This is a genomic window from Comamonas sp. DB36 (genome assembly GCF_057914905.1).
The window spans coordinates 898821-917805 of sequence record NZ_CP196631.1 but is presented as its reverse complement, the minus strand read 5'-3'; the positions used below and the strand labels follow the sequence as shown (position 1 = coordinate 917805).

The window sequence follows — 18985 nt, the reverse complement described above, 5'->3', positions numbered from 1 at the left end:
CCATGCCCTTTGACCCACGCTCCACCCCGTTGAATCCCGTCCAGGCGCGCGTGCTTGCCACGCTGATGGAAAAGGCCCGCACGGTTCCCGACAGCTATCCGCTGTCCATCAATGCCCTGGTCAACGGCTGCAACCAGAAAAGCAGCCGCGATCCCGTCATGGAACTCGATGAAGGCGATGTGCAGCAGGCGCTCGACGATCTGCTGCGCCAGAGCCTGGTGACGCCCGTGAGCGGCAACCGCACCCAGCGCTGGGAGCACAACTTCCCGCGCGGCGTGGGCGTGCCCGAGCAGTCGGCGGTGCTGCTGTCGCTGCTGCTGCTGCGCGGCCCGCAGACCGCGGCCGAGCTGCGGCTGAACGCCGAGCGCTGGCACCGCTTTGCCGATATTTCCTCGGTCGAGGCCTTTCTCGATGAACTGCAGGAGCGCAGCGAGGAAAAAGGCGGCCCGCTGGTGGTGCTGCTGCCGCGTGCGCCGGGCGCGCGCGAGCCGCGCTGGGCAACGCTGCTCACCGGCCCCATCGATCTGTCGGCCCTGCCCGCGGCGCCGGCCGCGCGCGCTGCGACCAGCAGCGCAGCCGAGCAGCGCATTGCGGCGCTAGAAGCGCGCGTGGAGCAGCTCGAAGCGCAACTCCATGCGCTGTGCCAGCAGCTGGGCGTGGAGCCGACGTCCGCACCGACGCAGGATTGAGCAGCGCGCGACAAGCCCGGCGCCGGGTGTCCCGCTGCGGACAGCACAAAAAAGCACGGGCGTGCTACAAATCTCCCATCACAGGAGACTGACGCATGGATCTCGCATTCACCCCTGAAGAGCAGGCCTTCCGCGAAGAGATTCGCGCCTGGGTCCGCAGCAATCTTCCCGAGGACATCGCGCACAAGGTGCGCAACGCTTTGAGGCTGTCGCGCGACGACCTGCAGCGCTGGTCCAAGATACTGGGCAGCCGCGGCTGGCTGGGCCATGGCTGGCCCACGGCCTTCGGCGGTCCGGGCTGGACCGCGGTGCAAAAGCATCTGTTCGAGGAAGAATGCGCGCTGGCCTGTGCGCCGCGCGTGATTCCCTTCGGCCCGGTGATGGTTGCGCCGGTGATCATGGCTTTCGGCAATGCCGAGCAGCAGCAGCGCTTTCTGCCGGGCATCGCCAGCGGCGAAGTCTGGTGGAGCCAGGGCTACAGCGAGCCGGGCTCGGGCTCGGACCTGGCGTCGGTCAAGACCCGCGCCGAACGCCAGGGCGACCACTATCTGGTCAACGGCCAGAAGACTTGGACGACGCTGGGCCAGTACGGCGAATGGATCTTCTGCCTGGTGCGCACCAGCACCGAGGGCAAGCCGCAGACCGGCATTTCCTTCCTGCTGATCGACATGAAATCGCCGGGCGTGAGCGTGCGCCCGATCAAGCTGCTCGACGGCGAATGCGAAGTCAACGAAGTCTTCTTCGACGACGTCAAGGTGCCGGTCGAGAACCTGATTGGCGAGGAGAACCAGGGCTGGACCTATGCCAAGCACCTGCTGTCGCACGAGCGCACCAACATTGCCGACGTGAACCGCTCCAAGCGCGAGCTCGAGCGCCTCAAGCGCATCGCCAAGGCCGAAGGCGTATGGGAAGACCAGCGCTTTCGCGACCAGATCGCGTTGCTCGAAATCGATGTGATCGCGCTGGAAATGATGGTGCTGCGCGTGCTCTCGGCCGAGACCTCGGGCAAGAACCCGCTCGATATCGCGGGCCTGCTGAAGATCAAGGGCAGCGAGATCCAGCAGCGCTACAGCGAGCTGATGATGCTGGCCGCGGGCCCGTTCAGCCTGCCGTTCATCGAGGAAGCGATGGAAGCCGGCTGGCAGGGCGACTTCCCCGGCGGCGAAGCGGCCAACGCGCCGCTGGCCTCGACCTACTTCAACATGCGCAAGACCACCATCTATGGCGGCAGCAATGAAGTCCAGCGCAATATCGTCGCTCAAACAGTGTTCGGCTGAGGAGACATCATGGATTTCAATTTTTCCGAAGACCAGCAGCAACTGCGCGACGCCGTGCGCCGCTGGGTGAGCAAGGCCTATACCTTCGAGCGCCGGCGTGAAATCGTGGCCGAAGGCGGCTTTTCACGCGCCGCCTACAACGAGCTTGCCGAGCTGGGCCTGACGGCGCTGGCCGTGCCCGAAGCCCATGGCGGCCTGGGCCAGGGCCCGATCGACGTGATGGTGGCAATGGAAGAGCTGGGCCGGGGCATCGTGCTGGAGCCGCTGGCCCAGGCCGTGGTCGCCAGCGCCGTGCTGAGCCAGTACGCGCCGGCCGACGCCCAGGCGCAGTGGCTGCCGAAGATCGCCAGCGGCGAAGCGCTGGTCGTGCTGGCCCACCAGGAGCGCAAGGCGCGCCATCGTCTCGACGTCTGCAGCGCCACGGCAACCACCAGCGGCAGCGGCCATGTGATCAACGCGCACAAGAGCCTGGTGCCCGTGGGCGACCATGCCGACGCTTTCCTCGTGCCCGCACAGCTCAACGGCCAGATCGCGCTGTTCCTGGTGGAGCGCGGCGCCAGCGGCGTGGCGCTGCGCGGCTATGGCACACAGGACGGCGGCCGCGCAGCCGAGCTGCAGTGCACAAACACACCGGCCACGCTGCTGACCCAGCATGGCCTCACGGCGCTGACGCTGGCCTCCGATGTGGCCAATGCCGCGCTGTGCGCCGAAGCCGTGGGCGCAATGGAGCAGACGCTGCACATCACCGTCGACTACATGAACCAGCGCAAGCAGTTCGGCGTGGTGATCGCGAGCTTCCAGGCGCTGCGCCATCGCGTTGCCGACATGAAGATGCAGCTCGAGCTCGCACGTTCGATGAGTTACTACGCGAGCCTGAAGATGACCGCTCCGGCCGCCGAGCGCCACCTGGCGATGGCGCGCGCGCGCGTGCAGCTGGGCCAGGCGATGCGCTTCGTGGGTCAGCAGGCGGTGCAGCTGCACGGCGGCATAGGCGTGACCGACGAATACATCGTGAGCCACTACTTCAAGCGCCTGACCCAGCTGGAAATGACGTTCGGCGACAGCCTGCACCATCTGGGCGAAGTCTCGGCGGGAATGCAGGAGACGGCCGGCGTGTTTGCCTAGCCTGTGTCTGCATCCTGGCGCGCTGCCTGCATGGGCGGGCGCCAGCGTGCACACCATGCCGTGCTAATGTTTCGGCATGACCAAACCTCTTCTTTCCCTGTCGTTCAAGCCGGGACGCAGCGCTTGCCACCCATGAGCACCGTTCCCCTTGGCTATACCGACGTCGCTGCCGGCCATGTGGCCAGCGTTGTCACCGATCTCGAAATGCGCGCCCGCCCCGCGCCCGCCGATCACGCGCTGCCCCCAGGGTTCGCGCTCGCGCCGCTGGCGCATGGCAGCCTCGATGCCTACCGCGCGCTGTTTCGCAAGGTCGGCGCCGACTGGCTCTGGTACTCGCGGCTGTTCATGGCCGACGACGAACTGGCCGGCATTCTGAACGACCCCGATGTCGTGGTGCGCATCGTTCGCCGCGACGATGAAGACGTGGGCCTGCTGGAACTCGATTTCCGCACGCCGCTCGCCTGCGAGCTGAGCTTTCTGGGCCTCACACCCGAGTGCACCGGCCAAGGCCTGGGCCGCGCGCTGATGCAGCAGGCGATTGCGCTGGCCTGGTCGCGCCCCATCGAGCGCATGTGGGTCCATACCTGCACCTACGACCACCCTTCGGCGCTGCGCTTCTATATCAACGCCGGCTTCACCCCCTATGCGGTGCGCGTCGAAGTGCAGGCCGATCCCCGTCTCACAGGCCATCTGCCGGCCGGGGCCGCGCCGCAGGTGCCGATCATCGGCGCGCTCGCCGGGTAGCGCTTGAAGCGCGCAGGCCGCGGCCTCAGGTCAGCAGATAGTTGACCGGGCGCAGCGGCTCGGGAATGTCGGGGGCGTTCAAGGCGTCGAGCAGCGTGATCTCTATGCCGCGGCAGATCGTGTCCAGCGGCAGGTCGTTGCTTTCCATGCCGAACGGCTCTTCGAGTTCATCGCCCAGCGCGTCGAGGCCGAAGAACGTGTAGGCGACGATGGCGACGACGAACGGCGTCATGAAGCCCGTGATGTCGACCAGGCCGAACGGCAGCAGGAAGCAATACATATAGGCCGTGCGATGCAGCAGCAGCGCATAGGAAAACGGCATGGGCGTGTGGCGTATGCGTTCGCACGAGGCCGCGGCGCCCAGCATCTCGGTCAGCGTGGTGTCGAAGCGCGTCGCCAGGCAGGGGTCGATCTCGCCGCGGCGCACGCAGTCGCCCAGCTCCTGGCCCATGGTCATCATCAGCGCATCGGCGCGCCGGCCCACGGGCTTGCGCCGCAGCGCCTGCCACTCCTCGGTCGTGAGCCAGCGCTGCAGGTCGTCGGTTTGCGGCTGGTCGCGCAGCTGCAGGCGCAGCGCATGCGCGTAGGCGATAGCGCGGTGGATCATGCGCACGCGCACGTCGCTGTCGCGCCGGCCGGCATCAACGGCTTGCGGCAGGCGTATCAGGCCCAGGCACTGGCGCGCGAGCGTGCGCGTCTGTATCACCATCTCGCCCCAGAGCTTGCGCCCTTCCCAGTAGCGGTCGTAGGCGGTGTTGTTGCGAAAACCCAGGAAGATCGCCAGCGGCAGGCCGATCAGCGTGAAGGGAATCGGCGTCAGCGTGATCTTCACGGAAAACAGACTGCCGTGGGCCAGCGTCACGAGAATGGCCAGCAGCGTGTTGATGGCCAGGGACAGGCGAATGCGCTGCAACACAGAGCCCCGCAAGATGAGGAAAAGCCGGAAGCCGGCCGGGCGCTCGCGAACGATCATTGCGGGGGGTGCAGTCTGGAAAAAACGGATACTAGAATGCAATCTCCGACGGGCACGCCTTCGGCATTTTTTGCATAGCCGGGCATTATTGAGCAGAGCACAAGGCCATGCGCGCTTCTCTGGATAGAGATGGCGCGGCCTGCGCATGCTCTGCGGCACAGGTCACTTCACGGACAGGACGCGCAATGGGAATGGAAAATTCGGCCTTGAAGCATTTATCCGCGCTGACCTTGTTCTGCCTGATTGCCCTCGCGATCTCGTCGCTCAATCCGTTCGACCGCACCACCTGGTGGCTGGAAGTCGCGCCCGTGCTGATTGCGCTGCCGATGCTCTGGGCCACGCGCAGGCGTTTCCCGCTCACCCCCCTGCTCTATGCCTGCATAGGCCTGCATGCGCTGGTGCTGATCGTCGGCGGCACCTATTCCTATGCGCGCGTGCCGTTCGGCTTCGAGCTGCAGTCGTGGCTCGATCTGTCGCGCAACCCCTACGACAAGATAGGCCACTTTGCCCAGGGCTTCATACCGGCGCTGGTGGCGCGCGAGATCCTGCTGCGCGGCGGCTATGTCCAGGGCAGGAAGATGCTGGCCTTTGTGGTCGTCTGCATCGTGCTGGCGATCAGCGCCAGCTACGAGCTGATCGAATGGGCCGCGGCGCTGGCGCTGGGCCAGGGCGCGGACGAATTCCTGGGCACGCAGGGCGATCCCTGGGACACGCAATCGGACATGGCGTTTGCCCTGCTGGGCGCGCTGGCCGCGCTGCTGACGCTGGCGCGCTGGCAGGACCGGCAGATCGCACGGCTGGCCGCGCCGCGCCGCGGCTAGCGCCCGGCCTTCCTGCGCCCCAGCCACAGCACGACCAGCCAGCTGCACAGCGCCAAAGCCAGCAGCACGCTCAGATACCAGAGCGCGGCCTGCAGCGGAGCGCCGGCCTGGTTCAACCGCAGCGAAGCCTGTATGCCCGCCGTGCTGGGCGACAGCCAGCGCAGCCATTGCAGTGCGGTGGGCAGGGCTTCGGCCGGCCAGCTGAAGCCACCCACGAAGGCCAGAGGAATCGAGGTGAACAGAATCACCTGCATCGCGCGCTCGCGGCTCGCGAACCACCAGCCCAGCAGCGCCGACAGCCCGACGACCGCGGGGACGAAGACCGCGAGCAGCGCCAAGGCGCCCAGCGGGTTGCCGCCGCGCGGGAAGTCGTGCCAGACAAAGATCCAGCCAAAGTAGTACAGGCCCGACAGCCAGCCTATCAGGCACAGCGCGAGCAGCCGGCCCAGCCAGACCGATGCCGGCGCCGCGGCCTCGCCGCGCTCGCGCCAGGTGCCGACCAGCAGCGCGCCGCCCATCAGCAGGGTCTGCTGCAGTATCAGCACTGCGACCGCCGCGACGACGAAGCTGCCGTAGCCTTCGGTGGGATTGAACAGCGCCTGCAGCTGCAGGTTGACCGGCGACCGGCTGCTTGCGGCCTGCAGGCTGCTCTGCCCGCTGGCGCCGAGGCGCTTGAGCTCTATGCCCGCCGAAACCGTGCCCACGGCTTCGGCAAAGCCGTACTGCACCTGCTTGGCGACCAGCGGATAGGCACCGTTCGCATAGACCGTCACCACGACCTTCTCGCTGCGCACCACCTTGCGCTTGAAGTCGGGGGGCAGCACCGCATAGCCCATGACCTCGCCGCGCAGCAGCGCCTGCTGGGCCGCGGCTTCATCGCCGGTCACCAGCGTCACGGCGATGCGCGGACTGGCCTGGGCAAAGCGCAGCGTCTGGCGCGCCAGGCCGCTGCCGTCCAGCTGCACCACGGCGACCGGAACGCGCTGCACCACTTCATCGGCATAGAACCAGGGGTAGAAGAAACCGTACAGCACGGGAGCGCCGACCAGCAGCAGCAGCACGCCGACATCGCCGAACGCCGCGCGCAGCGTGCCGGTCAGGCTGCGGACAAAGGAGGATTGGCGCGCCATGTTCAGCGCCCGCCCCACTTGTCGGGACTGCGCAGGCCCCTGGCCAGGCCCGCCGTCGCCAGCAGCAACAGCACCAGCGTGGCCAGCGCCAGCGAACACACGATGGGCAGGCTCTGCACCACGGGCGCGCCCATCTGGAACTGCTCGATCTGCAGCCGCGCATAGTGGGTGTAGGGCATGGAGACCGCCCAGCCGCGCGCCGCGGCCGGCATGGCCAGCAGCGGAAAGCCCACGCCGCTGAACGCGAACGCGGGCGCCGACAGCAGGCCCGCGCCCGACAGCGCGGTGCGCAGCGACAGCGTCAGCGCGGCCAGCAGCGCGCCCGCGGCCAGGCTCACGGCGACCAGCGCCGCCAGCCCCAGGCCGACCCACGCCAGGCTGCCGGCCACGGCCCAGCCGCGCCCCAGCGTAAGCCACAGCAAGCCTGTCCAGCCGCAGGCGCTCAGGCTCAGCCAGGGAAGAACCAGCTTGCCCGTCAGCGCGCCCAGCAGCACCGACCAGCCCGCGGTCCGCGGGCCTGCGGCCGCCTGCAGCCAGTCGCCCAGCGTGCGGTCGCGCAGCTCGCGCCCCACCGACCAGGCGCCCGCAGTCATCGCGAGGATATGCAGCAGCGCCGGAATCAGCGCCGCGGCAAGGAACTGCTCGTAATTGGTCGAGATGTTGAACAAGGACACCAGATTGGTCTGCACCGGCTCCATGCGCACGCGCAGCACCTGCTGCGGGTCGCCGCGCTTGGCGCGCGCCTGCATCTCTATGCCCGCCGACAGCACGCCGACCACCTGGCGCAGGTCGCGCTGTATCAGGCTCGAATGCGTGGCGAGCTGGGCGTTGTGCAGCAGCACCACATTGGCCGCGTGGCCGCGCTTCACAGCGCGCGCGAAGCCCGGCGGAATCTGCACCACGGCATAGGATGCCATGGACTGCAGCTCCCATTGCGCCTCGGACGCATTGAGCGCCTGCGAGCGCACCGCCAGCCCCGGCGTCGCCTCCAGAAAGCGCACCAGCTGGCGCGAGACGCTGCTGTGGTCCTGGTCCCAAACGGTGATCGGCAGCCGCTGCGGCAGACCCGCCGAGAAGATCCAGGCCAGCAGCAGCACCGACAGCAGCGGCACCCAGCTGACCATGGCCAGGTCCCAGGGACGCGCGCGCAGCAGCCTTGCTTCGCGCCGCAGGCTGACAAGCAGCGGGCCCATCATCCGCCTGCGCGGCTTTCCTCGACCACGACACTCATGCCCGGGCGCGCGCCTTCAATGGGCGCGGCAGGCCGGGCGCGCACCTCGAACGTGCGCGCGTCGAAACCCTGGCCGGCGCGCGTCGCGCGCCAGGTCGCGAAGTCGGGCAGCACGCCCAGGTAGAACACCTCGAACTCGGCCTGACGGTTGTCCAGCGCAGGCAGGCGCGCCGAGAAGCGGCTGCCCTGGGCGAAGCGCGCGAGATGGTCTTCGCGCACGTTCAGAACCACCCACTGGTCGCTCAGATCGACCACGGTGACCAGGGCCACGCCCTGCGGCGACAGCTCGCCTTCCTTGGCCAGTATCTGGCCGACTTCGCCGCCCACGGGGCTGCGCAGCTGCGTCTCGGCGCTGGCCGCCTCGACTTCCGCGACCACGCCCTGCACCTGGCGCGCCTGGGCCTGGGCGGCGCTCTTGTCCTCGGTGCGCGCGCCGGACGCGGCCATGTCGAACTGCGCCTTGGCGGCCAGCGCCTGGTCGCGCGAGGCGCGGTGGTTGGCGAAGGCCTCGTCGCGCTTTTGCGCCGCGACCAGGCCCTGGTCGTAGAGGCTTTGCACGCGCCGGTAGGACGTCTCGGCCAGCTCGGCCGCGGCCTGGGCGCGCTGCCAGCTCAGGCGCGCCATCTGCACTTCCTGCGGCCGGGCACCGGCCTGGGCCTTGTCGGCCACAGCCTGGGCCGCGTCGCGCGCGGCTTCGGCCTGGGCCAGCTTGGCACGCACTTCGGGGCTGTCGAGTTCGATCAGCAGGTCGCCGGGCTGGATCTTCTGGCCGTCCTTGACCAGCACCTTGGAGATGCGCGCCGTGACCTTGGAGGCGATGTCCGACTCGCGCGCTTCCATCTGCCCCTGGAAATACAGCGGCGCGGGCTGGGCCGCGCGCCAGAACCCCCAGGCAATCAGCAGCACCACCAGCAGCACCAGCACGACGGCCAGCACGGGACGCTTGGCGCGCGACGCCGCAGGCGCCGGAGATTGGGGTTCGGATGGAGTAGAGGTCATGGTGCGTCGGCGGGAATTTGGATGTCGGCCTGGGCCATGTGGCGCGCGAAGGCATCGCTCTGGCCCGAGCTTTCGAGCAGCGCAGCCAATGCCTGCACATACAGATTGGCGCTTTCCGCGCGCTGGGTCTGCACCTTGGCAAGATTGGTCTGGGCGTCGATCAGGTCAAGAACGGTGCTCGTGCCCTCCTTGAGTCCGGCTTCGCGCAGGCTCAGCAACTCGCGCGCCAGGTCTTCCTGCGCCTGCTGCGCCAGGTACTGGCGCCGCGCCTGCTCCACGCCCAGCCAGTTCTTCTCGACCAGCAGCGCGAGGTCGCTGCGCACCTGGGCCTGCATCGATTCGGCCTGGTCGATCTTGCGCAGCGACGACGCCGCGAGCGCATCGCGGTCCAGACTGTCCCACAGCGTCCAGCGCACGGCCACGCCCGCGACCCAGTTGGGCTTGCCGCTGGTCGCCAGCTCGTGCAGGCCGAAGGCCAGCACCTGGGGCTTGCGCAAGGCTTCCTGGGCGTCGTGCAGCGATTCGGCCTGGCGCCGCTTGGCCTGCACCTTGTCGAGACCGGGATGCAGCCGCTGGGCGGCGGCCACGAACTCCGCGAGCGGCGCCAGCGGCCGGCTGCTGACGAACAGCGGCGACGTGGGCTGCACCAGGGCCTGGGCCTTGACGGTGCGCGCCAGCGCCGTGGCCGCGAGCTGGGCGTCGTCGTGCGCCTTGCGCGCCTGCTGCTCGGCATCGGCCAATGCGGCCTGGGCCTGCAGCCGCTCCACCTTGGCAATCACGCCGACCTGGAGCATGCTTTGCGCTGCGCTGTCGTGCTGGCGCACCGCATCCAGCGCACGCAGGCGCAACTGTGCGGCGCGCTCGGCGAGCTGCGCGCCGAAGTAGCGCTGGACTAGCAGCGACTGCAGCGATTCGCGGCTGCTGGCGGCGTCGGCCAGGGCCTCGTCGGTGGCGCCGTCTAGCCCCGAACGCACGGCGTCCGACACGCCGCCCATGTACAGCGGCCAGATCAGCGACAGATTGGCCGACGCATTGTTCTTCTCGCGCTGCAGCCCGACATTGGAGGGCAGCTGCGGCGTACCGGGCAGCAGCTGCCCCAACTCAGGAGGCAGCATGCCCAGCGCGCCGTCGAGCATGCGGCGCGCGGGATCGAGATTGATTTCGGCATTGACCGAATAGCGGTAGGCCATGCCCGTGACCGACACCGAAGGCCCGCCCAGACCATCGACGCCCTGGCGGCGCAGGCGTGCGCTGTCCACGGCGCTGTGCGCTGCGGCCAGCTGGTCGGAGCGCTCGAGCAGCGCGGTCTGTGCGTCGACAAAACTCAGCGGGGCTGCGGGCTGTGCCAGCGCGCAGCATGCGCCCAAGGCCGCCACGCAGCCACCCAGCAGCCGACGCCAGCGCAGTGCAACAGATGACGTGGGAGTCGGCATCACGGGTAGCTCCTTCCTCTCTCGCGGTAAGCCTTGAAAAGGATGGAGCCATCATATCGGAAGCCGCTGCCGGCAAAGGCGCTGACGGCGGCACCAGGGCCCGGACTTCAGGCCTTGGCCGTCATCGCCCGCGTCAGCAATTCGACGCCCAGCAGGAAGTCGTCTATGTCCATGGCTTCATGCGGATTGTGCGAGCCGTTGTCGTTGCGTATGAACACCATGCCCGAAGGCACGCCCGCATTGGCAAACACGGCAGCGTCATGGCCGGCGCCGCTGGCGATGCGTTCGAGCTTGTCGCCCGGGGCAGCGACCGCCTCCATGCGATCGAGCCAGCCCGCATCCATGATCGCCGGCTCGGTGAACAGGCGGTCATCGAATTCGAAACGCACGTTGCGCGCGCGCTCGATGGCCGCGCATTCCTCGCGCATCAAGGTATAGAAGCGCTCCAGCGTCTGCGTGTCCTGGCTGCGCACCTCGAAGCTGAAGGCGACTTCGCCGGGAATCACCGAGACCGCGTGCGATTGCGGCGAGGTCGAGCAGATGCCCGTGGTCATCACCATGTCCATGCCCATCTGCAGCAGCACGCGCCAGTGTTCGTCCATGCGCGACAGCAGTTCGGCCACGGCCAGCAGCGCGTCCTTGCGCAGCCAGCGCGGCACCGCGCCCGAGTGGCCGGACTCGCCTATGCAGCGGATCAGGTTGTGGCGCACGTTGCCGCGTATGCCCGTGACCAGCGCCACGGGCCAGCCGCGGTTGACCATGATGGGGCCCTGCTCGATATGCACTTCGAGGTAGGCGGCGATGTCGGCGATGTCAATCAGCGCTTCGCCGCGGCCGATTGCCGCGACGTCGGCGCCGCAGCGCGTCATGGCTTCGCTCAGCGTGTCGAGACCGTCGCGGCGCGGGCGCGCGAGCGTGGCCGCAGGCAGCTTGCCCAGCAGCGACAGCGAGCCCAGATAGGCCTTGCCGTACCAGGCGCTTTCCTCGCCGCGCAACGCGAGCACGCGCACCGGCAGCGCATCCTCATGGCGCCCGCGCAGGCCGACCAGTATCAGCATGCCGGCGACGATGCCGGCCAGGCCGTCGAAATTGCCGCCCTGCGGCACGGAGTCGGCGTGCGAGCCGACCACCAGGAAAGGGGCCTCGCGCTGGTCTTCGGGCAGACTCAGCCAGAGGTTGCCCGCACGGTCGGTCTCGCAGCGCAGATCGAGTTCAGCGGCCTTGGCCGCGAGAATGCGCAGCGCGGTGTTCTCGCCCTGGCCATAGCTTTCGCGCGTCACGCCCAGGCCGTCGCGCGTGGCTGCGCGGATCTCGGCGAGCAGCGCTTCGGCCAGAGCGCGGGTGTCGGTCGCGGTGGTGCAGTCCATCATGCGCCTGTGCCTCCGTTGCGCAGCGACCAGGCCACGGGCGAGGCCGAGAAGTCGGCCAGCGTCGCCTGCTGGGCGCTGCTGAGCTGTCCGCTGGCGAGCAGCGCTTCATGCAGATGCTTCCAGGTGGCCAGCGCGTGCAGCGACAGGCCATGCTCGGCCAGCGTGCTGGCTTCCTGGGCGTAGAGCGCGTAATCAAGCAGCACCAGCACATTTTCGACCACCGGGCCCGCGCGGCGCAGCGCCGCGACGGTGCCGGCCTTGGAGCGGCCGTCGGTGGTCACGTCGTCGACCAGCAGCACCCTGGCGTCGGCCGGCAGCCGGCCTTCGAGCTGGGCCGTGATGTCCCAGCCCACGGGGCGCTTGCGCAGGTAGAGCATGGGCAGTTCCAGGCGTTCGGCCAGCCATGCCGCAAACGCTATGCCCGAGCTTTCCGTGCCCACGATGGCATTGATGCCGCGCGCGGCGATCACCGGCCGCACGCTGCGCGCCGCGAGGTCCATGATTGAGCCGCGCAGCGCGACATCCGACATCAGGACTTGCGCGTCCACATAGACCGGACTCGCCCAGCCCGATGTATAGAAGAACGGCTGGTGCGCGGCAATGCGCACCGCGCCCAGCCCCACCAGGGCCTGGGCAACGCGCGGGGCGTCGGAGTCGGAAAGAAGCATGAACGTATCCGTGGGCAAAACGCCATGGTAAGAAGCCAGCGGTCCAACCAGAAGTGGCTAAAATTCCTACAGCCGTTCCCATCCGCGATGGCTCATGCCGCATGTCCCTATCCGACTTCACCTCCTCGCGCAGCTTTCTGCGCCAGATCGACCTCGCTTCGCTCGATCTTTTCGTGCTGATCTGCGAGTGCGGCAGCATCGCGCGCGCGGCCGAGCATGGCGGCATGGTGGCTTCGGCCGTGAGCAAGCGCATTGCCGAGCTCGAATCGCTGGCGCGCACGCCGCTGCTGCTGCGCCATGCGCGCGGCGTGCGCGCCACGCCCGCAGGCCAGTTGCTGCTCGAACACGCGCGCACCATCCTGCTCGACGTGGAACACCTGCGCGACGACCTGATCGAATACGCGCGCGGCGTGCGCGGCCTGGTGCGGCTGAGCGCCAACGCCTCGGCCGTGGAGCAGTTCCTGCCCGAGCACATCGCGCAGTTCGCCCAGCGCCACCCCGACATCCGCATCGACCTGCGCCAGGCAACCAGCCGCAATGTGGCGCGCGCGGTGCGCGATCATCTCGCCGACCTGGGCGTGTGCAGCCCCTGCGACGAAGCCGAAGGCCTCGAATCCATGCCCTACCGACGCGAGCGCATGGTGCTGATCATGCCGCGCGGCCATGCGCTCGCGTGCCATGCGCAGCTGGCGTATGAAGAAGCGCTCGACTATGCCCAGGTCGGCCTGCGCGACAGCTCCATCGTGCAGGAAACGCTGGACCGCGAAGCGCGCTCGGGCCGGCGCATGCTGCGCCAGCGCATCGAAGTCGACAGCCTGAGCGCGATGTGCCGCATGATCGAATGCGGACTGGGCGTGGGCGTGATGCCTGAAGGCGCCTACCAGCGCCTGGGCGAGACGCGCGAACTGCACGCCGTGCCGCTGACCGACGCCTGGGCAGAACGCGACCTCAACCTGTATGCAACGCGCTTTGCCGACCTGCCCGCGCCCGCGCGGCACTTTGCCGAGGCATTGGTTCCGCAGGGCAAGGATTCCTAAGCCAAGGCTTCCATCTCATGCCCCAAGCGCATGCGTGAAGTCTTGGGCAGATGCGCGGTGAGGAATTCCATCTGGTCGGCCAGAATGCGGCGGTTGCGCAGGATGAAGTCTTCCCAGAGGCTGGGCACATAGGGGGCATAGAGCAGCGGCATGCGCGCCTGCTCGGGCGTGCGCGCGCCCTTGCGGTGGTTGCAGGGGCGGCAGGCTGTGACCACGTTCATCCAGTGGTCCTGGCCGCGCGCGGCCTGGGGCAGGATATGTTCGCGCGTGAGCTCGCTGTCGTCGAACAGCTGGCCGCAGTAGGCGCAGACGCAGCGGTCGCGCGCAAAGAGCTTGCTGTTGGTGAGGCCGGGCTTGAGCGCATGCGGATTGATGGCGGGCATGCCGCGCGTGCCGATGATGCTGTTGACGTGTATCACCGACTGCAGGCCGGTGCGCGCGTTGTGGCCGCCGCGGAAACAGGCGATCTCTGCCCCGGACTCCCAGCGCACGGCGTCGGCGGCGTAATAGAGAACCGCCTGTTCAAGCGTGAGCCAGGACTGGGGCAGCCCTTGCGCGGACAATTTCAGCACCTTCACAACATGCCTCCTTTGCAATCACCATCGCCAAGGAACGTGGGCCCGCAGGGAACAACCCGCCGGTCTGGGCCCACCTGTCTCAGGCAATATACTCGCTTTGAGCGAAAACCCGTAGGCCGCGCTGGATGCACAGGCGCGCACCGCTCGCAGAACCAAAGCATATTGATGAAGATCTTCCGCGGCTTCCAGCACTCGGGGCGTGAACCCGCCTGTGCCCTGACGATTGGCAATTTCGACGGTGTCCACCGGGGTCACCAGGCCATGCTGTCCCTGCTGGCGGGCGAAGCCCGGCAGCGCGGCGTCGCCACCTGCGTGCTCACCTTCGAGCCCCATCCGCGCGACTATTTCGCCAAGGTGCTCCACCAGCCCGGGCTCGCGCCGGCGCGCATCTGCACGCTGCGCGACAAGCTCGAAGCACTCGAGCGCTGCGGTGTGGACCAGGTGGTGGTACTGCCGTTCAACCAGCGGCTGGCCAGCCAGTCGCCCCAGGCCTTCATCGACGAAGTGCTGCTCGCCGGTCTGGGCGCGCGCTATGTGCTGGTCGGCGACGATTTCTGCTTTGGCGCCAAGCGCGCCGGCGACTACGCGATGCTCGACGCCGCAGGCCAGCGCAGCGGCTTTGACGTGGCGCGCATGAACAGCTACGAAGTGCACGGCCTGCGCGTGTCGAGCTCGGCGGTGCGCGAGGCCCTGGCCGCGGGCCGGATGGACGAAGCCGCGCGCCTGCTGGGCCATCCCTACACGATCTCCGGCCATGTGCTGCACGGCCGCAAACTGGGACGCCAGCTTGCCGAATCCCGCCCGGGCGCAAGCGACGGCTTCCGCACGCTGAACCTGCGCTTTGCACACTGGAAGCCCGCGGCCGGCGGCATTTTCGCGGTGCATGTGCACGGCCTGTCCGACCAGCCGCTGCAGGGCGTGGCCAATCTGGGCGTGCGCCCTTCTCTGGACCCGAACGACGTCAACGGCGGGCGCGTGCTGCTCGAGACCCATTGCCTCGATTGGCCCGCCCACCTGGGGGCTGAAGGGGCATACGGTAAAATCATCCGCGTGGAACTTCTGCACAAACTGCATGACGAGCTGAAGTACGACAGTCTGCAAGCCCTGACCGCGGGGATTGCCAAGGACTGTGACGACGCGCGCGCGCTGTTTGCCGCTTTGCCTGCGCCCACGTACACCGAAACCCGTCGCCAGACGACTCGCGATCGAATTTGACGCGCGCCCTGCGCTGCAGGAGCCCGGGCAGGTCGCCCGTGCTCCACTCCCGCCCCGCTTTCCATGCCCGGGCCACTTCCCCGGGCAACGCTTCGCTTTGAAGGTTTCCATGTCCGATCAAGCCAAAAACACCCCCGCCGCTGCGAGCAGCTATCGCAGCACCCTGAACATGCCCGACACCCCGTTTCCCATGCGCGGCGACCTGCCCAAGCGGGAAGCCGGCTGGGCCAAGGAATGGGACGACAAGGGCATCTACAAGAAGCTGCGCGACGCGCGCTGCGGCGCGCCCAAGTTCATCCTGCACGACGGCCCGCCGTATGCCAACGGCCAGATCCATATCGGCCATGCGGTCAACAAGGTGCTCAAGGACATGATCGTCAAGAGCCGCCAGCTCGAAGGCTTTGACGCGCTTTACGTGCCGGGCTGGGACTGCCACGGCCTGCCGATCGAGAACGCGATCGAGAAGCTGCACGGGCGCAACCTGCCGCGCGACGAGATGCAGGCCAAGAGCCGCGCTTTCGCCACCGCGCAGATCGCCCAGCAGATGGCCGATTTCAAGCGCCTGGGCGTGCTCGGCGACTGGGACAACCCGTACAAGACCATGAACTACGCCAACGAGGCCGCCGAACTGCGCGCCTTGAAGCGCGTCATGGAGCGCGGCTACGTGTACCGCGGCCTCAAGCCCGTGTACTGGTGCTTCGACTGCGGCTCGTCGCTGGCCGAGTTCGAGATCGAATACGCCGACAAGAAGAGCCAGACGCTGGACGTGATGTTCCCCTCGGCCGAGCCCGAGAAGCTGGCCGCGGCCTTCGGCCTGCCCCAGCTGTCCAAGACCGCCTATATCGTCATCTGGACCACGACCGCCTGGACCATCCCCGCGAACCAGGCGCTCAACGTCAACCCGGCGCTCGAATACAGCCTGGTCGACACCGAGCGCGGCGTGCTGATCGTCGCCAGCGCGCTGGTCGAGAAGTGCCTGGCGCGCTGGAACCTCGAAGGCACGGTGCTGGCCACGGCGCTGGGCGAGAAGCTCGACCACCTGAACTTCCGCCATCCGCTGGCCGAAGTCGATGCGGGCTACGACCGCCTGTCGCCGGTGTATCTGGCCGACTACGCCACGGCCGACGACGGCACGGGTATCGTGCACTCGGCGCCCGCCTATGGCGTGGATGACTTCAACTCCTGCGTCAGCAACGGCATGGAGTACGACAACATCCTCAACCCCGTGCAGGGCAACGGCGTCTATGCGCCCGAACTGCCGCTGTTTGCCGGCCAGCACATCTGGAAGGCCGCGCCGGTCATCATCGAGACGCTGCGCGAAGCCGGCCGCCTGCTCGACAGCCAGACCATCACCCACAGCTATCCGCATTGCTGGCGCCACAAGACGCCGGTGATCTACCGCGCCGCGGCCCAGTGGTTCGTGCGCATGGACGAGGGCGAAGGCGTGTTCACCAAGGACAAGGCGCCGGGCACGCTGCGCGAGACCGCGCTGGCGGCCATCGAGCAGACCCAGTTCTATCCCGAGAACGGCAAGGAACGTCTGCGCGCGATGATTGCCGGGCGGCCCGACTGGTGCATCTCGCGCCAGCGCAGCTGGGGCGTGCCCCTGCCGTTCTTCCTGCATGTGGACTCGGGTGAACTGCACCCGCGCACCATGGAAATCATCGACCAGGCCGCGGCCATGATCGAGGAAGGCGGCATCGAGGCCTGGAGCCGCGTGAGCACCGAGGAAATCCTCGGCGCCGAGGAAGCCGCCCAGTACACCAAGAGCACCGACATTCTCGAAGTCTGGTTCGACTCGGGCTCGACCTTCTGGCATGTGATGCGCGGCACCCACCCCGCCATGCACCACGACAGCGGCCCCGAAGCCGACCTGTACCTCGAAGGCCATGACCAGCACCGCGGCTGGTTCCACTCGTCGCTGCTGCTGGCCTCGGCCATCTACGGCCGCGCGCCCTACCGCGGCCTGCTGACCCACGGCTTCACCGTTGACGGCCAGGGCAAGAAGATGAGCAAGTCGGTGGGCAACACCGTCGCGCCCCAGGACGTGTCAAGCAAGCTGGGCGCGGAAATCATCCGCCTGTGGGTGGCTTCCACCGATTACTCGGGCGACCTGGCGATCGACGACAAGATCCTGGCGCGCGTGGTCGATGCCTACCGCCGCATCCGCAACACGCTGCGCTTCCTGCTGGCCAACGTCAGCGACTTCGACCCGGCGCAGGATGCCGTGCCTTTCGAGCAGATGCTCGAGATCGACCGCTACGCGCTGGCGCGCGCCCACGAACTGCAGACGGAGATCATCGGCCACTACCACGACTACGAGTTCCATCCCGCGGTCGCGAAGCTGCAGCTGTACTGCTCGGAAGACCTGGGCGGCTTCTACCTCGACGTGCTCAAGGACCGGCTCTACACCAGCGCGCCCAAGAGCCTGGCGCGCCGCTCGGCGCAGACCGCGCTGTGGCAGATCACGCATGCGATGCTGCGCTGGATGGCGCCGTTCCTGTCGTTCACGGCCGAGGAGGCCTGGAAGATCTTCGGCGACAGCGAAACCATCTTCCTGGAAAAGTTCAGCGACCTGCCCGCGGGCGACGCCGCGCTGCTCGCCAAGTGGGCGCGCATCCGCGAGATCCGCGATCTGGTGAACAAGGACATCGAAGCCGTGCGCACCACGGGCCAGGTCGGCTCGTCGCTGCAGGCCGAAGTCACGCTGGCCGCCGAGCCCGAAGACCTGGCGCTGCTGCAAAGCCTGGGCGACGACCTGAAGTTCGTGCTGATCACCTCGGCCGCGCAGGCCGTGGCTGCTGAGTCCGGTGCGGCGCTGCAATCGACGGTCGCGCCCAGCGCCCATGAAAAGTGCGAGCGCTGCTGGCATTACCGCGAGGACGTGGGCGTCAACCCCGCCCACCCAACGCTGTGCGGCCGCTGCGACAGCAATCTGCATGGCGCCGGCGAAGACCGGAAGATCGCCTGATGGCCAGCGCCATTCCCACCACGGCGCGCCCGGCCATCTGGCCGTGGCTGGCCTGGGCGCTGCTGCTGATCGTGGTCGATCAGATCACCAAGCAGTGGATCCTGGCCTACTACCAGCTCGGTGATTTCACGCCGATCACGGGCTTCTTCAACATCGTGCGCGCGCACAACACCGGCGCGGCGTTCTCGTTCCTGGCCGACGCCGGCGGCTGGCAGCGCTGGCTGTTCACGGGCATAGGCGTGGTCGCCACGGTGGTCATCGTCTGGCAGTTGCACGCCCATCGCGGCCAGCGCCTGCTGGGTCTGGCGCTGGCCAGCATCCTGGGCGGTGCGATCGGCAATGTGGTCGATCGCCTGCAGCACGGCTATGTGGTCGACTTTCTCGACTTCTACTGGGGGGCTTCGCACTTCCCGGCGTTCAATGTGGCCGACATGGCGATCAGCATAGGCGCGGTGCTGCTGGTTCTTGACGAACTGCGCCGCATGCGCAGGAAGAGCGGCGCCTGATCGTGCACCGGCCTGCGCCCCTGGCACAGGCCGTTTTTTTTGCCCAGGCAGCAGGCAGGCACCCCGCAAGCCGGCGGGAGCCACGGGTTTACCCGTAGCTTCGCAAGGAAAAAGAGTGCTCAAATCGCACATAATGTAGGCAAAACGCGCATAAACGCGCGAAAACGCGCCATTTCAACCACTCTCGCGGCACAGACTCGGCCACCGCGCTATAGTGC

The 18985-nt window shown here is 67.8% G+C and carries 17 protein-coding genes; 9 read left to right on the top strand and 8 right to left on the bottom strand.

Annotated elements, in window-relative coordinates; all coding sequences use genetic code 11:
- Positions 1-2: 2 nt before the first annotated feature.
- The 4 genes from ACSVDO_RS04370 to ACSVDO_RS04355 all read left to right on the top strand — a co-directional run bounded on the left by ACSVDO_RS04370 (position 3) and on the right by ACSVDO_RS04355 (position 3835).
- Positions 3-689, top strand: a complete 687-nt coding sequence (locus ACSVDO_RS04370; RefSeq protein ID WP_332534024.1) for a YceH family protein — start codon at positions 3-5, stop codon at positions 687-689.
- A gap of 95 nt (positions 690-784) precedes the next feature.
- A complete protein-coding gene (locus tag ACSVDO_RS04365; RefSeq protein WP_489595079.1) occupies positions 785-1966 on the top strand; it encodes an acyl-CoA dehydrogenase family protein in 1182 nt (393 codons plus the stop codon).
- A 9-nt stretch (positions 1967-1975) separates the two neighbouring features.
- The gene (locus ACSVDO_RS04360; RefSeq protein WP_489595078.1) at positions 1976-3091 is read left to right on the top strand and encodes an acyl-CoA dehydrogenase family protein; all 1116 of its coding nucleotides are present in this window, start codon (positions 1976-1978) and stop codon (positions 3089-3091) included.
- A 132-nt stretch (positions 3092-3223) separates the two neighbouring features.
- Positions 3224-3835, top strand: coding sequence for a GNAT family N-acetyltransferase (locus ACSVDO_RS04355; RefSeq protein ID WP_489595077.1), 612 nt, complete (start codon positions 3224-3226; stop codon positions 3833-3835).
- 25 nt (positions 3836-3860) lie between these two features.
- On the opposite strand, the gene ACSVDO_RS04350 is transcribed toward ACSVDO_RS04355, so the two are convergent.
- Positions 3861-4808 carry a bestrophin family protein gene (locus ACSVDO_RS04350; protein ID WP_489595076.1) on the bottom strand — a complete coding sequence of 316 codons (948 nt, stop codon included), beginning with the start codon at positions 4806-4808 and terminating at the stop codon, positions 3861-3863.
- Positions 4809-5014: 206 nt separating this feature from the next.
- Here ACSVDO_RS04350 and ACSVDO_RS04345 point away from each other — a divergent pair, with 206 nt between their 5' ends.
- Positions 5015-5629 carry a DUF2238 domain-containing protein gene (locus tag ACSVDO_RS04345; protein ID WP_442881425.1) on the top strand — a complete coding sequence of 205 codons (615 nt, stop codon included), beginning with the start codon at positions 5015-5017 and terminating at the stop codon, positions 5627-5629.
- On the opposite strand, the gene ACSVDO_RS04340 is transcribed toward ACSVDO_RS04345, so the two are convergent.
- The 6 genes from ACSVDO_RS04340 to ACSVDO_RS04315 all read right to left on the bottom strand — a co-directional run bounded on the left by ACSVDO_RS04340 (position 5626) and on the right by ACSVDO_RS04315 (position 12460).
- Positions 5626-6759, bottom strand: a complete 1134-nt coding sequence (locus ACSVDO_RS04340) for an ABC transporter permease (RefSeq protein WP_489595075.1) — start codon at positions 6757-6759, stop codon at positions 5626-5628. The genes ACSVDO_RS04345 and ACSVDO_RS04340 overlap by 4 nt on opposite strands.
- Before the next feature lie 2 nt (positions 6760-6761).
- Positions 6762-7952, bottom strand: coding sequence for an ABC transporter permease (locus ACSVDO_RS04335; protein ID WP_489595074.1), 1191 nt, complete (start codon positions 7950-7952; stop codon positions 6762-6764).
- Complete coding sequence (locus ACSVDO_RS04330) at positions 7952-8989, bottom strand: HlyD family secretion protein (protein WP_489595073.1); 1038 nt, start codon at positions 8987-8989, stop codon at positions 7952-7954. Before ACSVDO_RS04330 ends, ACSVDO_RS04335 begins: the two co-directional genes overlap by 1 nt.
- A complete protein-coding gene (locus tag ACSVDO_RS04325; protein WP_489596327.1) occupies positions 8986-10422 on the bottom strand; it encodes a TolC family protein in 1437 nt (478 codons plus the stop codon). The genes ACSVDO_RS04330 and ACSVDO_RS04325 overlap by 4 nt, the downstream gene beginning before the upstream one ends.
- Before the next feature lie 107 nt (positions 10423-10529).
- On the bottom strand, positions 10530-11792 hold the full coding sequence (locus ACSVDO_RS04320) for a hydantoinase/carbamoylase family amidase (protein WP_489595072.1): 1263 nt from the start codon (positions 11790-11792) through the stop codon (positions 10530-10532).
- Complete coding sequence (locus ACSVDO_RS04315; RefSeq protein WP_489595070.1) at positions 11789-12460, bottom strand: orotate phosphoribosyltransferase; 672 nt, start codon at positions 12458-12460, stop codon at positions 11789-11791. Before ACSVDO_RS04315 ends, ACSVDO_RS04320 begins: the two co-directional genes overlap by 4 nt.
- Positions 12461-12561: 101 nt before the next feature.
- Between ACSVDO_RS04315 and ACSVDO_RS04310 the strand changes: the two genes are divergently transcribed.
- The gene (locus tag ACSVDO_RS04310) at positions 12562-13497 is read left to right on the top strand and encodes a LysR family transcriptional regulator (protein WP_489595069.1); all 936 of its coding nucleotides are present in this window, start codon (positions 12562-12564) and stop codon (positions 13495-13497) included.
- On the opposite strand, the gene ACSVDO_RS04305 is transcribed toward ACSVDO_RS04310, so the two are convergent.
- Complete coding sequence (locus tag ACSVDO_RS04305) at positions 13494-14075, bottom strand: HNH endonuclease (protein WP_332534012.1); 582 nt, start codon at positions 14073-14075, stop codon at positions 13494-13496. The two genes, ACSVDO_RS04310 and ACSVDO_RS04305, sit on opposite strands and share 4 nt — an antisense overlap.
- 165 nt (positions 14076-14240) lie before the next feature.
- On the opposite strand from ACSVDO_RS04305, the gene ACSVDO_RS04300 reads away from it, so the two are divergent.
- From ACSVDO_RS04300 to lspA, 3 genes are all read left to right on the top strand, one after another.
- Complete coding sequence (locus tag ACSVDO_RS04300; protein WP_332534011.1) at positions 14241-15290, top strand: bifunctional riboflavin kinase/FAD synthetase; 1050 nt, start codon at positions 14241-14243, stop codon at positions 15288-15290.
- Positions 15291-15399: 109 nt separating this feature from the next.
- A complete protein-coding gene (gene ileS, locus ACSVDO_RS04295) occupies positions 15400-18261 on the top strand; it encodes an isoleucine--tRNA ligase (protein WP_489595067.1) in 2862 nt (953 codons plus the stop codon).
- Positions 18261-18767: a signal peptidase II gene (gene lspA, locus ACSVDO_RS04290; RefSeq protein ID WP_489595065.1), complete on the top strand. Its 507-nt coding sequence runs from the start codon at positions 18261-18263 to the stop codon at positions 18765-18767. Before ileS ends, lspA begins: the two co-directional genes overlap by 1 nt.
- The last annotated feature ends 218 nt before the right edge of the window (positions 18768-18985 follow it).

What these genes read in the sequence shown, in the direction of transcription:
- ACSVDO_RS04370 (WP_332534024.1), top strand. Translation starts at nt 3, where the DNA reads ATGCCCTTTGACCCACGCTCCACCCCGTTGAATCCCGTCCAGGCGCGC.
- ACSVDO_RS04365 (WP_489595079.1), top strand. Translation starts at nt 785, where the DNA reads ATGGATCTCGCATTCACCCCTGAAGAGCAGGCCTTCCGCGAAGAGATT.
- ACSVDO_RS04360 (WP_489595078.1), top strand. Translation starts at nt 1,976, where the DNA reads ATGGATTTCAATTTTTCCGAAGACCAGCAGCAACTGCGCGACGCCGTG.
- ACSVDO_RS04355 (WP_489595077.1), top strand. Translation starts at nt 3,224, where the DNA reads ATGAGCACCGTTCCCCTTGGCTATACCGACGTCGCTGCCGGCCATGTG.
- ACSVDO_RS04350 (WP_489595076.1), bottom strand. Translation starts at nt 4,808, where the DNA reads ATGATCGTTCGCGAGCGCCCGGCCGGCTTCCGGCTTTTCCTCATCTTG.
- ACSVDO_RS04340 (WP_489595075.1), bottom strand. Translation starts at nt 6,759, where the DNA reads ATGGCGCGCCAATCCTCCTTTGTCCGCAGCCTGACCGGCACGCTGCGC.
- ACSVDO_RS04335 (WP_489595074.1), bottom strand. Translation starts at nt 7,952, where the DNA reads ATGGGCCCGCTGCTTGTCAGCCTGCGGCGCGAAGCAAGGCTGCTGCGC.
- ACSVDO_RS04330 (WP_489595073.1), bottom strand. Translation starts at nt 8,989, where the DNA reads ATGACCTCTACTCCATCCGAACCCCAATCTCCGGCGCCTGCGGCGTCG.
- ACSVDO_RS04325 (WP_489596327.1), bottom strand. Translation starts at nt 10,422, where the DNA reads ATGCCGACTCCCACGTCATCTGTTGCACTGCGCTGGCGTCGGCTGCTG.
- ACSVDO_RS04320 (WP_489595072.1), bottom strand. Translation starts at nt 11,792, where the DNA reads ATGATGGACTGCACCACCGCGACCGACACCCGCGCTCTGGCCGAAGCG.
- ACSVDO_RS04315 (WP_489595070.1), bottom strand. Translation starts at nt 12,460, where the DNA reads ATGCTTCTTTCCGACTCCGACGCCCCGCGCGTTGCCCAGGCCCTGGTG.
- ACSVDO_RS04310 (WP_489595069.1), top strand. Translation starts at nt 12,562, where the DNA reads ATGTCCCTATCCGACTTCACCTCCTCGCGCAGCTTTCTGCGCCAGATC.
- ACSVDO_RS04300 (WP_332534011.1), top strand. Translation starts at nt 14,241, where the DNA reads ATGAAGATCTTCCGCGGCTTCCAGCACTCGGGGCGTGAACCCGCCTGT.
- ileS (WP_489595067.1), top strand. Translation starts at nt 15,400, where the DNA reads ATGTCCGATCAAGCCAAAAACACCCCCGCCGCTGCGAGCAGCTATCGC.
- lspA (WP_489595065.1), top strand. Translation starts at nt 18,261, where the DNA reads ATGGCCAGCGCCATTCCCACCACGGCGCGCCCGGCCATCTGGCCGTGG.